Genomic DNA, 13360 nt, shown 5'->3' with positions numbered 1-13360 from the left:
CTCATCCGGTGGCCTGCGCCCCGGCCGCGGGCCGCGCCGCGGCGACCTGCTCGTAGAGCTCCACCATCGTGTCGACCCGCCGGTCCCACAGGTGCTCGGCCACCGCGTGCTCGCGGGCCGCCTCGCCCATCCGCAGCCGCAGGTCCGGCTCGGTGACCAGGCGGCGCACCGCGGCGGCGACGTCGCGGGCGAGCTGGGCCGGCGAGTCGGCGGGCAGCCGGAACGCGCAGGCGTCGGTCACGTTCGCGCCCGGGCCGCCGCGGTCGCACACCACGAGCGGCAGCCCGTGCGACATCGCCTCGAGCGCGACGGCGCCGCCCGGCTCCCGGTAGCTCGGGAAGACGAAGACGTCGGCGCGCTCGTAGAAGCCGTCGACCTCGGCGCGCGGCACCGCCCCGTGCAGCGTCACCTGGTCCGCCAGGCCCAGCTCCTCCACCAGATCGGCGCACGCCTGACGGTCGTTGCCGTCCCCGACGACGTCGAGCACCACGGGCAGGTCGCGCAGCGCGGCCATCGCGCGGATCACGTCGCGGGCGCCCTTCGTGCGCACCAGCCGGCCGACGTGCAGCAGCCGCACCGGGCCGCTGCGGCCCCTGCGGTCGATCGGCGGCCGGACCGCGTGCAGGGCCACCTCGCGGAGGGTCTCGAACCGCCGCAGCCGCACGTCGCCGAGGACCTCCTGGACGTAGGGGGCGATGCCCACCACGCAGTCGGCGGACTCGTAGGTGGAGCGCAGGAGCGGGTCGTACCGCAGCCGCAGCCGGTCCAGCGCGCGCAGCCGCTGGTACCACGGGACCACCTCCTCCCGGGCGAACGCGGGCGGGGACTCCAGGCTGCCGCCGACCGGCCCGACCACCAGCGGGATGCCGAGGCCGACGACGGGGCACGGGTAGCGCATCGCCACGGGCGCCGGCTGGTGCGCCACGTCGAACCGTTCGCCCGCCGCGAGGCGGCCGCGGACCCAGCGCCGGGCCCGCACGTAGAACGGCACGTAGGCCGGCTGGAGCAGGCTGTTGAGCCGCTCCGCGCGGTGCACCAGCGGCGGCTCCGGCCACTCGACCACGCGCACGCCGGGCAGCTGCCGCGACGGCGGCACGTGGCCCTTCTTGTACGTGGACAGGAGCGTCACCCGGAACCGTTCGGAGAGCAGGCTCGCCCACTGGTGGGCGAGCCAGGACTCGCCCACGTCGTTGCCGTCGCACGCGGGTGCCACCAGCAGCACGCTGGCCACGCGAGAGGATCCGGCGGGTTCGTTGACAGCCACCCACCGATAGTGACGGCTGCCACCGGCCGAATGCAGCCCCGGGCCGGGTGAGAAGAGGGGTGAGAAATGCGCCCCAGGCAATACCGGACACCCATTCCCGGGGTCATACTCGCCGACGTGGCACATTCGAAAGATGTCGAGCTCGCACCCGTCACGACGGACGACCTGCCGCGTGTGGGCGAATTCCTGAGCGTTTATCTCGACGGTTCCCTCACCCCGGGCCAGTGGGCGCGCTCCCTGCGTCCCACGTGGACCACGAGCCACCCCGACCACGGGTTCCTGCTCACGGCCGAGGGCCGGGTCGTGGGCGTGTACGCGGCCCTCTACTCGGAGCAGGACGGCCCCGGCGGGCCGCGCGCCGTCTGCAACGTCGCGGCCTGGTGCGTGCTCGACGAGTACCGCCACCACTCGCTGCGGCTGCTGCGCGCCATGCTCGCCCAGCGCGACCGCGAGCTCACCGACCTGTCCCCCAGCGGCACCGTGGTGCCCCTGAACGAACGGCTCGGGTTCCACCACCTGGACACGTCCGGAGCGCTCGTGGTCAACCTCCCGCTGCCCTCGCCGGGCGTGCGCCTGCTGACCGGCCGGGCCGACATCGAGGCCGTACTTTCGGGCCCTGACCTGGCCGCCTACCGCGACCACGCCGACTCCGCCGCCGCGCGGCACGTGGTGGCGGTCGTCGACGGCAGGCCGTGCTGGGTGGTGTTCCGCAGCGTGCGGCGCAAGCGGCTGCGCCTGTTCGCGTCCGTGCTGCACGTGAGCGACCGCGAGCTGTTCCGCACCGCCGCGCCCGCCGTCTACCGGCACCTCCTGCTCACGCACGGGCTGCCGTTCACCCTGCTGCAGCACCGGGTCAGCGGACCCCGCCCGTGGCACTCCGTGCCCCTGTCCGCGCAGCGGCCGACGATGTACCTGAGCCGCACCGACCAGCCGCCGGAGTCGGTCAGCTACCTCTACAGCGAGCTGACCCAGGTGCCGTGGTGAGCGCCCCGCCGAGGTGAAACCACCGGCGCGGGAGGTAATTCACCATTCCCCGGCCGGCGGGTCGCGGATGAGTTCTGTTATCCGCCCGGGAATTCACCTTCCGCACCTAATACGAAACGATCGGGCCTGCCGCTCGGCCGGCGCCCCGCGATCCTTTTTTCACCCATTCTGGGTTCACCCGCTTTTCGGCCCTATTCACCCGTCACCCACCTGACGAAAATCGTCGCGAGCGCTTTACCGTGATCTTCGTGACGACCATCCATCAGCATCTCGAGCAACAGGCGCGCCTGCGGCCCGACGCCCCCGCGCTGTCGGCCCGGGACGCGACCCTGACGTACGCGCGGCTGTGGCAGGGCGTGCGCCGGGCTGCGGCCCGGCTCACCGGGCTCGGCGTGGCGCGGCACGACCGGGTGGCCGTCTTCCTGGAGAAGCGGTTCGAGACGGTCGAGGCCCTGTGGGGCACCTCCGTGGCCGGCGGCGTCTTCGTCCCCGTCAACCCGCTGCTCAAGGGCCGGCAGGTCGCCCACGTCGTGCGCGACTCCGGCGCCCGGGTGCTCGTCACCTCGGCCGGCCGGCTGAGCGCCGTCCGCGACCACCTCGGCGACACCGGCCTGACCACGGTGCTGCTCGTCGACCCGGCCGACGGCGGCGTGCCGGACGACCTGCCCCGCGTGCCCGGGCTCACGGTGCACCGCTGGACCGACGGCGCGCAGGAGGCAGACGGCGCGCACGAGACCGACGAGCCCACGCCGTCCGGCCCCGACACCGACATCGCGGCGATCCTGTACACGTCCGGCAGCACCGGCGCCCCGAAGGGCGTCGTCCTGTCGCACCGCAACCTGGTCGTGGGCGCCACCAGCGTCTCCGGCTACCTGCACAACACGGCCGACGACGTGCTGCTCGCGGTGCTGCCGCTGAGCTTCGACGCCGGCCTGAGCCAGCTCACCACCGCGTTCGCCGTCGGCGCCCACGCGGTGCTGCTCGACTACCTGCTCCCCCGGAACGTCACCGCCGCGTGCGAGAAGTACGGCGTCACCGGCATCACCGGAGTGCCGCCCCTGTGGACGCAGCTCGCGGCGGTCGAGTGGCCGTCGGGCGCCCGCTTCGCGCTGCGCTACTTCGCCAACACCGGCGGGCGCATGTCCGGCGCGCTGCTGCACGAGCTGCGCGACCTGTTCCCCGCTGCCGCGCCGTACCTGATGTACGGGCTGACCGAGTCGTTCCGGTCCACCTACCTCGACCCCGCGCAGGTCGACGCGCGCCCCGACTCGATCGGGCGGGCCATCCCGAACGCGGAGGTCCTGGTGCTGCGCCCGGACGGCACCCCCTGCGAACCCGACGAACCGGGCGAGCTGGTGCACCGCGGCAGCCTCGTCGCGCTCGGCTACTGGAACGACCCGGAGCGGACGGCGGCGCGGTTCCGCCCCGTGCCCGGGTACGACGAGCCGTGGCGCGCCGTGCCGGAGCCCGCCGTGTGGTCGGGCGACACCGTGGTGCGGGACGCCGACGGCTACCTGTACTTCGTGGGCCGCGCCGACGAGATGATCAAGACCTCCGGGTACCGCGTGAGCCCCACCGAGGTGGAGGAGGCGGCGCTGGCCACCGGCCTGGTGCGCGAGGCGGTCGCGGTCGGCGTGCCGGACGCCCGGCTGGGGCAGCGGATCGCGCTCGCCGTGCTGGCGCCGGAGCCGGTCGACACCGACCGCCTGCTCAAGGAGATGCGGCAGACGCTGCCCACCTTCATGGTGCCGGCCCAGGTCCACGTGGCCGCCGCGTTCCCCCGCAACCCCAACGGCAAGCTGGACCGCCCGGCGATCCGTGCGGGGCTGGTCGCGGAGGTGGCCGGGTGACCGCGCAGCCGCTGGTCGCGCCCCACCCCGCCGTGGCGGCCGTGCCCGTCTCGGGCGACGAGATCCTCGTGGGCGGGGTGCCCCTGACGCGCCTGGCCGCCCGGGTCGGGTCCACGCCGTTCTTCGCCTACGACCGGCAGCGCATCACCGACCGGGTCGGCGAGGTCCGGGCCGCGCTCGGCGACGCGGTGCGGCTCGGGTACGCCGTCAAGGCCAACCCGATGCCCGCCGTCGTGCAGCACCTCGCCGGGCTGGTCGACGCGCTCGACGTCGCCTCCGCGCACGAGATGCACACCGCCCTGGACACCGGGACGGACCCGCACCGGATCAGCTTCGCGGGCCCCGGCAAGACGCCGGAGGAGATCCGCTCGGCGGTCGCGGCGGGCGTGCTCGTCGAGCTCGAGTCGCAGACCGAGGCCCGCCGCGTCGTGGCGGCCGGGGAGGCGCTCGGCGTCGTCCCCCGGGTGGCGATCCGCGTCAACCCCGACTTCGCCGTGCGCGGCTCGGGGATGCGCATGTCCGGCGGCCCGCAGCAGTTCGGCGTGGACGCCGAGCAGGTCCCCGACCTGCTCCGGTACCTCGGCACGACCGGCGTCGAGATGGCCGGGTTCCACGTCTTCGCGGGGTCCCAGAACCTCGACGCGGAGCTCATCGCCGGCGCCCAGCGCGCCACGGCCGACCTGATCGTCGCGCTCGCCGAGCACGCGCCCGGGCCGGTGCGGTACGTGAACCTGGGCGGCGGCCTGGGCATCCCGTACTTCCCCAAGGACCGGCCCGTGGACCTCGCCCGCGTGGGCGAGAGCCTCGCGGCCGTGGTCGCCGGGCAGATCGCCCCGGCGCTGCCCGACGCCGACGTGCACATCGAGCTGGGCCGCTATCTCGTCGGCGAGGCGGGCAGCTACGTGACGCGCGTGATCGACCGCAAGGTCTCCCGCGGCCGCACCTACCTGGTGGTCGACGGCGGCATGCACCACCAGCTCGCCGCGTCGGGGAACCTCGGGCAGGTGATCCGGCGCAACTACCCGGTGCTGGTCGGCAACCGGATGGCGTCGGCCGAGACCGAGCAGGCCACCGTCGTCGGCTGCCTCTGCACCCCGCTCGACCTGCTGGCGGACGACGTCCCCCTGCCCCGGGCCGAACCGGACGACCTCGTGGTCGTGCTCCAGGCGGGGGCCTACGGCCTGACCGCCAGCCCGACCGCCTTCCTGGGCCACCCGGCACCCGCCGAAATTCTGGTGTGAGGCGGAGGTGCAGCGAAGGGCGGGGGGCGAGGAACGAGGCACCCGCCCGCAGCGGAACCGCAGCCTCACACCACCAAGAACACAGTCTGACGCCTGGCCCGACGCCCGGTTCCAACCCCTGACAGGAGAGACATGATGAGCAGCGACGTGACAGACGGCCCGGCGGGCACCACGACCGGCGAGGTGTCCCTCTCCGACGTGCTCGAGGTGCTCGGCAAGGTGCTCGGGATCGAGGACCGCGTGGCCTCGTTCGACGCGGGCACCCCCCTCTTCGGCGACCTGCCCGAGCTCGACTCGCTGGCCGTCCTGGAGCTCGTGACCGCCCTCGAGGACCGGTTCGGCATCACGGTGGACGACGACGAGCTTGCCGGCGGCCTGCTGGAGACCGCGGGCAGCCTGCACGCGTTCGTCGGCGCGCGGGCGCGGTGACAGGGAAGGAAATGCCATGACCATCGACGAGCAGGGGGCGGCCCGGGTCCAGGACTCGGCCGACGTCGACGAGCGCGCCACGATCGGCGCCGGCACCACCATCTGGCACCTGGCCCAGGTGCGCGAGGACGCCGTCGTGGGGTCCGGCTGCATCGTGGGGCGGGGCGCCTACGTGGGGCCCGGCGTCCGCATCGGTGACGGCTGCAAGCTGCAGAACTACGCCCTGGTCTACGAGCCGGCGGTCCTGGAGGACGGCGTCTTCGTCGGTCCCGCCGCCGTGCTGACCAACGACCTGTACCCGCGGGCGATCACCCCGGACGGGACCGTCAAGACCACCGACGACTGGCAGGCCGTCGGCGTCACGATCCGCACCGGCGCCGCGATCGGCGCCCGGGCGGTGTGCGTGGCGCCGGTGACCGTCGGCCGGTGGGCGACCGTCGCGGCGGGCGCCGTCGTGACCGCCGACGTACCGGACTTCGCGCTCGTCGCCGGGGTGCCGGCCCGGCGCATCCGGTGGGTCGGCCGCGCCGGCGTGCCGCTGGAGCGCACCGCCGGGGACGGCTGGCGCTGTCCCGTCACCGGCGACGAGTTCACCGAGTCGGACGGCGTGCTGCGCGAGGCGCCGTCGAACGCGTCTTTTCGGCACTGAACGACCGTCGGTTATTTCTTTTCCAGCCCGCCGTCTCACCTTTCCATCGAAAAGGGTGAACTGACGGGTGAAGGCCCCGGAAAATGGCACCTGGAGCACGACAGAATACAGCGACCCTCATATTATCGTGACCAAGAAATAGCAACGAGAACCGGGCACACACAACGCCCCGAGGCTGCTGTTGCAAGGCCCGGACCACCACCCCCCGGCTCCACCAGGGCGCGTCGACGCCTCGCGATCGACTGCGCCCCAAAACTCATTCCTGGCCAGAGGGAAGGAAGGAATCGACGTGGCGAGCCAGACGATAGGTGGCGGTTTCGAAATTCGCCCGCAGGTCACCGAGAAAAGGGTGAAGAATGCGGCGTCGCGTGGTTTTCACGACGTCCGCGCGCGGCGCGCTCACCCGCAGTGGCAGGTGCGATATCGCGCACGGCTGCGCTACACGGACACGGCCGTCGTCCTCGCCTCGGTGATCCTCGCGTCGGTGCTCGACGCGACCCTGCTGTCCGGCTCCCCCGGGCACCCCGGACCGTTCCGGTCCCTCGCCGTGTCGGCCCTGGTGGCGGCGGTCTGGATCGGTGCGGTGGCCGCGCGCAGCTCCTACGACCTGCGGGTGGTGGGCCGCGACCACACGGAGTACCGGCGCATCTTCGGCGCCACCTGCACGGCCGTGAGCCTGCTCGTGGTCGCCGCTTGGCTCACCGGGTCGGTCGAGCCGCGGGACGTGCTCGCGCAGGCCGTGGTGCTGCCGCTCGGCCTCGCCGGGCTGATCGGCTCCCGCTATGCCTGGCGGCAGTGGGTGGCACGCACCCGGCGGCGCGGGACGGGCTGCATGACGCCCGTGCTCGTCGTCGGGCACCGCGAGCAGGCCGAGCAGGTGATCCGCCGGCTCAACGGCGCGCCGCACAAGGGCTTCGTGGTGGTGGGCGCCTGCCTGCCGTCCGACGAGACGCCGGCGGGCGAGACGGCCCCCGGCGAGACGCCGCCGCGCGACGGGCTGCCCGGCGACGAGGTGGGCGGCGTGCCCGTGCTCGGCGACCTGTCCCGCGTCGGCGAGGCCGCGGCCCTGGTCCGCGCGAGCGCCGTGGCGGTGAGCGCGTCCGGCAGCATCACCACGGACCTGGTGCGCCGGCTCGGCTGGCAGCTCGAACGGGTCGGCGTCGACCTCATGCTCACCACGGAGCTCGCGGACGTCTCGGCGGCCCGCCTCAGCGTCTCCCCGGCGTCGGGCCTCTCGCTCCTGCACGTGGCCGCGCCGCGCTTCCGGGGGCACAAGTTCCGCGTGAAACAGTGCATCGACTGGGTGCTCGCCGCCGCGATCACGGTGCTGGTGTCGCCGGTGCTGCTCGGCGTGGGGCTGGCCGTCGCGCTGACCAGCAAGGGCCCGCTGTTCTACCTGTCGGAGCGCGTGGGGCGCGACGGCAAGATCTTCCGGATGTTCAAGTTCCGCACCATGCGCGTGGGCGCCGACCGCGAGGTCAAGGCCCTGACGGCGGGGAACGACGGCGCCGGCCCGCTGTTCAAGATGCGCACCGACCCGCGCATCACCCGCGTGGGCCGGGTGCTGCGCCGGTACTCGCTCGACGAGCTGCCCCAGCTCCTCAACGTGCTCGTCGGCCACATGAGCCTGGTGGGCCCCCGGCCGGCCCTGCCGCACGAGGTCGCGGCGTACGAGGAGCGCATGCGGCGCCGGCTGCTGGTCAAGCCCGGGATGACGGGCATGTGGCAGGTCTCCGGCCGGTCCGACCTGCCCTGGGAGGAGGCGGTCCGCCTCGACGTCTACTACGCCGAGAACTGGACGCCGATGCAGGACCTGGCGATCCTCGGGCAGACGGCCCGCGCCGTGGTCTCGGGCCGCGGGGCCTACTGAGGCCGGGCGGGCGGGCCCGGCCGCCCTACCCGGCCCGGTCCGCCCGCCCTCTCCCGGTCAGGCCTTCTCCCACACCGAGACGTGCTTCTCGGAGTCGGCGGTGAACGGCGACCGGTCCCAGCCCGCCCAGCGGTGCCGGAGCCGCAGGCCGGCGATCCGCGCCATGAGGTCCATCTCGGCGGGCCAGGCATACCGGAACGGCACCGCGCGGAACTGCCCGGTGCCGTCGGGCCGCACGGTCACGTGGTTGGACGTGAAGAGCTGGGTGGCGACGTCGTACCGGTCGAAGCCCACGTAGCCGCTGTCCCCCGCCGCGGGCGCGACGGTGAACGGGACCGTGTCCTGGCCGGGCGGCAGACGGCGCAGGCCCGGCACGCCCACCTCGATCAGGAACAGCCCGCCGGGCCGCAGGTGCGCCGCGGCGTTGACGAAGACGTCGACCTGCCCGTCCTGCGTGGTCACGTTGCTGATCGTGTTGAAGACCAGGTAGGCCAGGGAGAAGTCGCCCGGCCGGACGGCGCCGTCGAACCCGTCGAACCGGGTGGTGGTCATGTCGCCGACGGTGACGCCCACGGCGTCCCCGCCGGGCTTGCCGGCGATCCGCGCGGCCATGGCGCGGCTCAGCTCGATGCCGCCCACCCGTACGCCGCGGGCGGCCAGCGGGGCCGCGACACGCCCGGTGCCGACCGCCAGCTCCAGCACGGGGCCGCCGGCAGCGAGCTCCTCCAGCAGGTCGACGGCGGGCGTCACGACCGCCGGGTCGTTCGCGCCGCCCGGGCCGTCGTAGTCCACGGCCACGCTCTCGGGGAACTGGCCGTCGCCCGGGTCGTCGCCGGGGCGGTGGGCGAGGTTGCCTGCGGTGCTCGGGGCGGGGTGCGCGTCGTCGGTCACGCGCCCGACGCTATGCCCGGCGCCGGTGCCGGCCCAGCTCTTTTCGGGCCCCTCAGACGTGGACGCGCACCAGCCGCATCGGCGTGTGCGGGATGCCGTCGTCGAGGAAGTCGTCGCCGTCCGCCACGAACCCGTGCTTGCCGTACCAGCCCGTGAGCGGCGACTGGGCGTCCAGCACGACGTCGCGGTCGTCGCCGGCCTCCTCGACGTACTTCAGGGCCGTGCGCATGACGTCGTCGGACAGGCCCTTGCCGCGGGCCTCCTTGGCCAGGGCGACCCGGCCGATGCGCCACACGTCGCCGTCGTCCAGCACGCGGGCGGTGCCGAGCACGCGGGTCCCACCGTCGGACACGGAGTCGGGCGCGGCCTCGGCCAGCAGCACGACCTGCACGGCGCCCGGCTCGACGTCGCGCCCGTCGAGGTCGTGGTACGGGCAGTCCTGCTCCACGACGAAGACGTCCTGACGCAGCTTCCAGACCCCGTAGGCGATGGCGACGTCGAGCTGGGCGAGCGGGGCGGTGATGATCTGCACGCATCGATCCTCGCACGCCCCGCCCCGTGGGCGTCGTGCCGAGGCGCCCCGCCCGGGATCGCCTGCCCACCCGAATTCCCTAAGAGCCCCAAGACCCCGAAGAGAGATCTTGAGGCTTTCTTGAGGATCTTCGGCTGGGCCTTGAGCCCGGAGAAGCATGCTGGGAGCGGCCATTCAGAGAGCCCACTAAAAGCATTCCGAGAGCCATCGGTAAAAGCTTTGTGGTCATTCTTCGCGCACCATTCATGATCTCGTCGGGGAGAGCATCGCCATGACCCACGTAGAAACTCGTCGGCCGGCACCGACCCGTCCCGTGCCCACCAGGGCCTCGACGAGCAGGCCGACCAGCGGCCGCGTCGTGGTGATGATCCCGGCGCACAACGAGTCGGAGGGCATCACCGAGACCGTCACGGCCCTCGGCCGCCAGACCCGTCCGCCCGACGAGATCCTGGTCGTCTCGGACAACTCGACCGACGACACCGTCGAGCTCGCCAGGCGCACGGGCGCCCACGTCACCGAGACGGTCGGTAACCGGCACAAGAAGGCCGGGGCCCTCAACCAGGCCCTCGCGACCGTGCTTCCCCGGCTGCGGGACGACGACTTCGTGCTGGTGCAGGACGCAGACAGCGTGCTGGACCCCGGCTTCGTCGAGAGCGCGCTCGCGCACCTCGCCGCCGACGACCGGCTCGGGGCCGTCGGAGGCGTCTTCCGTGGTCAGGACGGCGGAGGGTTCGTCGGTCACCTGCAGCGCAACGAGTACGCGCGCTATGCGCGGGACGTACGGCGGCTCAGGGGCAGGTGCCTGGTCGTCACCGGCACCGCCGCGGTGTTCCGTGTCTCGACGCTCCGACACGTCCGAGCGGCCCGGCTGGCGCACGAGATCCCGGCCGGCGACGGGCACGGCGGCATCTACGACACGACGGTGCTGACGGAGGACAACGAGATCTCGTTCGCCCTGATGCACCTCGGCTACAAGATCCTGTCGCCCGCGGGCTGCACGCTCACGACAGAGGTGATGCCGACCTGGCGGGAGCTCTGGAACCAGCGCCTGCGGTGGAAGCGGGGCGCGATCGAGAACTGCGCCCAGTACGGACTGACCCGGGTCACCGCGCCCTACTGGGGTCGGCAGGTGGTGTCCGTGCTGGGAATCCTGGTGACCGCCGCCTACCTGGCGACGATCGTCTGGTCCCTCGTGGCATTTGGATCACTCAACATCCAGCCGTTCTGGCTGGCACTGACCGGCGTTTTCGTCGTCGAACGTGTCATTACTCTGCGAGACCGGGGACCGGTCAGGCAGATGATTGCCGCGACGCTTTACGAGCTGCCGTTCGACCTCTTTCTGCAGGCATGCCATGGAAAGGCATATCTGGACACCGTGATGAACCGAGAAAGGAGATGGTGACATGTACAACGGAGCAGCACTGAGCACGATCGGAGGCGGTGGCGTGGCAGCCCTGGCCGCCACGGGCCCCGACAACGTGCTGTGGCTCGCACTGGCGTCGTTCGCACTGGTCGCGGCCGGGGTGGCCGTACGACGGATCGTGCCCCGCAAGGAGGGGTGACCTCCGCACAGCCCAAGGGTGCTCGCCACGGATCTCACCGTGGCGAGCACCCTTTCGCGTCAGTCCACGGGCAGGTACCGCCGCCACCAGTCGAGCAGGATCTCGAACCGCTGCTGCCGGTGGCGCGGGCGTCCCGACCGCGACAGCTCGTGGTTCTCGCCGGGGAAGACCACCAGCTCCGTCTCCACCCCGTTCCCCTTGAGCGTCGAGTAGTAGCGCTCCGCCTGCGACAACGGGCAGCGCAGGTCCAGCTCGGAGTGCAGCACGAGCGTGGGCGTCGTCACCTGCCCGGCCACCGCCTGCGGCGACTGCGCCGCGATCTGCTCGGGCTTCTCGCCCACGTACTCCAGGCCGAAGAACGAGCCGATGTCGCTGGTGCCGAAGAACACCTCGGGGTCGAGGAACCCGCGCTCCACGACGGCGCCCGCGAACCGGTGGTCGTGGGCGATCGTCCAGGCCGTGAGGTACCCACCGTACGAGCCGCCGAGCACGCCCACGCGGGACCCGTCCAGCCGCCCGTCCGCGGCGACCGCGCCGTCCAGGAAGTCCAGCACGTCGTGCAGGTCGACGGTGCCCATGGCCTGCTTGATCGTGCGGCCGTGCGCCTGCCCGTAGCCGGCCGAGCCGCGCGGGTTGCAGTAGACGACGGCGTACCCCGCGTCGACCAGCACCTGTGTCTCGTCGAACAGCCGCACGTCGTAGGACGCGTAGGGACCGCCGTGGATCATCAGCAGGGTCGGGTGCGTGCCCGTCCCCTCGGGCACCGCGACCCAGCCGTGCACGGGATACCCGTCGCGCCCGGTCACGGTCAGCTCGGTGGGGGTGACGACGCCGGCCGCGCGCAGCGGCGCGGAGAAGTCGGTCCGGGGGTGGATCCCGCCGTCCGCGACGACGCCCACCTCGCCGTAGGTGCCCGCGTCGCCGTAGGCGACGGCGATGGTGCCGCCCGCGACGCCGATGTCGGAGACGAGCACGTCCCCGCCGGTCAGCGCGGTCGTGGTGCCGTCGTCGGCGACCTTGACCACCTGCTGGGTGCCCCGGGTCGCGAGGACGAGCAGCACGCCGCCGTCGGGCAGCGGCACCGGCTCGTGACCCAGCTCCTGCGTCTCCGGGTCGGTGAGCCGGCGGGGCTCCGGGTCGGCCCACGCGGACACCACGTACAGGGCGGCGTTGCGGGCCACGAAGTCCTTGCCCTCGGGGCCGTGGTCCTGGGCGAGCACGTACAGCTCGCCGCCCGGGCCGAACGCGACCGCCTGCGGGCCGAGCGTGCCGAGCTCCACCTCGGAGCCGCCGCCGGCGGCGCCCTCGCCCAGCGGGAGCATCCGCAGGACGCTGCGGCCCACCTGGCCCGCGCCCTGCTCGCGCTCGGCGAGCACGGCGATCGAGCGGCCGTCGGGCGTGAAGGCGATCCCGCCGTGGTCGACGTCGTCCGTGGTCACCCGGCGCGGTTCCGGCACCACGGGGCGCGGCTCGGCCGGGCCCTGCGGGGTCGCGACGGGCTGGACCACGGGCTCCGCGTCGACGTCGGGCACGTCAACCAGGTACACGTGCTGCGGGCGGTCGCGGTGGTAGCCAAGGCCGTTGCGCGTCCAGCTCCACTCCGTGATGCGGCGCGGGCCCTCGGCCCCGGGCGCGATGCCCTCGACCGAGCCGTAGCGGCCCGGCTCGGGCTCACGGCTCAGGAACGCGAGCCGCTTGCCGTCCGGCGACCAGCGGAACCCGCTCACGCCGAGCGTGCGGTCCGTGACCTGCACGGCCTCGCCGCCCGCGACCGGGAGCACCCAGAGCTGCGAGGCGCCCTGCGGCTGCGCGCGCAGGAAGGCGACCAGGGCGCCGTCGGGCGAGAAGCGCGGCTCGGTGTCGCGGAAGCCGCGGGTGAGGCGGCGGGGCGTGTCGGTGCCCTGGCCGGTGCTGGTGGCGGCGTCCGGGCCGGCGCTCGGGGCGGCGAGGGGGACGCGCCAGAGCTGGCCCACGACGGCGTCGGCCTCCAGGTCGGGCCGGGTCACGGCGACGACGGCCCACGTACCGTCCGGGTGGACGGCGGGCCGGGAGACGGTGCGGATCAGGGGAAGGTCGGCTGCCTGCATG

At 73.3% G+C, this 13360-nt stretch carries 12 protein-coding genes; 8 read left to right on the top strand and 4 right to left on the bottom strand.

Going from position 1 to position 13360, the window contains the following annotated elements; translation table 11 throughout:
* Position 1: 1 nt before the first annotated feature.
* Positions 2-1264: a glycosyltransferase family 4 protein gene (locus ACFV9Q_RS18030; RefSeq protein WP_377235505.1), complete on the bottom strand. Its 1263-nt coding sequence runs from the start codon at positions 1262-1264 to the stop codon at positions 2-4.
* Positions 1265-1381: 117 nt separating this feature from the next.
* On the opposite strand from ACFV9Q_RS18030, the gene ACFV9Q_RS18025 reads away from it, so the two are divergent.
* From ACFV9Q_RS18025 to ACFV9Q_RS18000, 6 genes are all read left to right on the top strand, one after another.
* On the top strand, positions 1382-2248 hold the full coding sequence (locus ACFV9Q_RS18025) for a hypothetical protein (protein WP_377235504.1): 867 nt from the start codon (positions 1382-1384) through the stop codon (positions 2246-2248).
* Between the two features lie 248 nt (positions 2249-2496).
* A complete protein-coding gene (locus tag ACFV9Q_RS18020; RefSeq protein ID WP_377235503.1) occupies positions 2497-4098 on the top strand; it encodes an acyl-CoA ligase (AMP-forming), exosortase A system-associated in 1602 nt (533 codons plus the stop codon).
* Positions 4095-5339 (top strand): pyridoxal-dependent decarboxylase, exosortase A system-associated, encoded by a 1245-nt coding sequence (locus ACFV9Q_RS18015; RefSeq protein ID WP_377235502.1) that lies wholly within the window; start codon positions 4095-4097, stop codon positions 5337-5339. Before ACFV9Q_RS18020 ends, ACFV9Q_RS18015 begins: the two co-directional genes overlap by 4 nt.
* A gap of 135 nt (positions 5340-5474) precedes the next feature.
* Positions 5475-5768: an acyl carrier protein gene (locus ACFV9Q_RS18010; protein WP_377228619.1), complete on the top strand. Its 294-nt coding sequence runs from the start codon at positions 5475-5477 to the stop codon at positions 5766-5768.
* Positions 5769-5784: 16 nt separating this feature from the next.
* On the top strand, positions 5785-6417 hold the full coding sequence (locus ACFV9Q_RS18005; RefSeq protein WP_377235501.1) for a DapH/DapD/GlmU-related protein: 633 nt from the start codon (positions 5785-5787) through the stop codon (positions 6415-6417).
* Between the two features lie 415 nt (positions 6418-6832).
* Positions 6833-8287 (top strand): sugar transferase, encoded by a 1455-nt coding sequence (locus tag ACFV9Q_RS18000; RefSeq protein WP_377235500.1) that lies wholly within the window; start codon positions 6833-6835, stop codon positions 8285-8287.
* Between the two features lie 57 nt (positions 8288-8344).
* Here the strand turns inward: ACFV9Q_RS18000 and ACFV9Q_RS17995 are convergent, their stop codons facing one another.
* Both ACFV9Q_RS17995 and ACFV9Q_RS17990 read right to left on the bottom strand, forming a co-directional pair.
* Positions 8345-9178, bottom strand: a complete 834-nt coding sequence (locus tag ACFV9Q_RS17995) for a class I SAM-dependent DNA methyltransferase (protein WP_377228616.1) — start codon at positions 9176-9178, stop codon at positions 8345-8347.
* 52 nt (positions 9179-9230) lie between these two features.
* Positions 9231-9710: a GNAT family N-acetyltransferase gene (locus tag ACFV9Q_RS17990; RefSeq protein WP_377235499.1), complete on the bottom strand. Its 480-nt coding sequence runs from the start codon at positions 9708-9710 to the stop codon at positions 9231-9233.
* A 313-nt stretch (positions 9711-10023) separates the two neighbouring features.
* On the opposite strand from ACFV9Q_RS17990, the gene ACFV9Q_RS17985 reads away from it, so the two are divergent.
* Positions 10024-11112 (top strand): glycosyltransferase family 2 protein, encoded by a 1089-nt coding sequence (locus tag ACFV9Q_RS17985; RefSeq protein WP_377235498.1) that lies wholly within the window; start codon positions 10024-10026, stop codon positions 11110-11112.
* 1 nt (position 11113) lies between these two features.
* Complete coding sequence (locus tag ACFV9Q_RS17980; RefSeq protein ID WP_377228613.1) at positions 11114-11272, top strand: hypothetical protein; 159 nt, start codon at positions 11114-11116, stop codon at positions 11270-11272.
* 59 nt (positions 11273-11331) lie between these two features.
* On the opposite strand, the gene ACFV9Q_RS17975 is transcribed toward ACFV9Q_RS17980, so the two are convergent.
* Positions 11332-13359: a prolyl oligopeptidase family serine peptidase gene (locus ACFV9Q_RS17975; RefSeq protein WP_377235497.1), complete on the bottom strand. Its 2028-nt coding sequence runs from the start codon at positions 13357-13359 to the stop codon at positions 11332-11334.
* Position 13360 lies beyond the last annotated feature (1 nt).

This window comes from Promicromonospora sp. NPDC059942 (assembly GCF_042731755.1).
In the GTDB taxonomy this organism is placed as follows: Bacteria; Actinomycetota; Actinomycetes; order Actinomycetales; family Cellulomonadaceae; genus Promicromonospora.
This window is presented reverse-complemented; position numbering and strand designations above follow the sequence as displayed.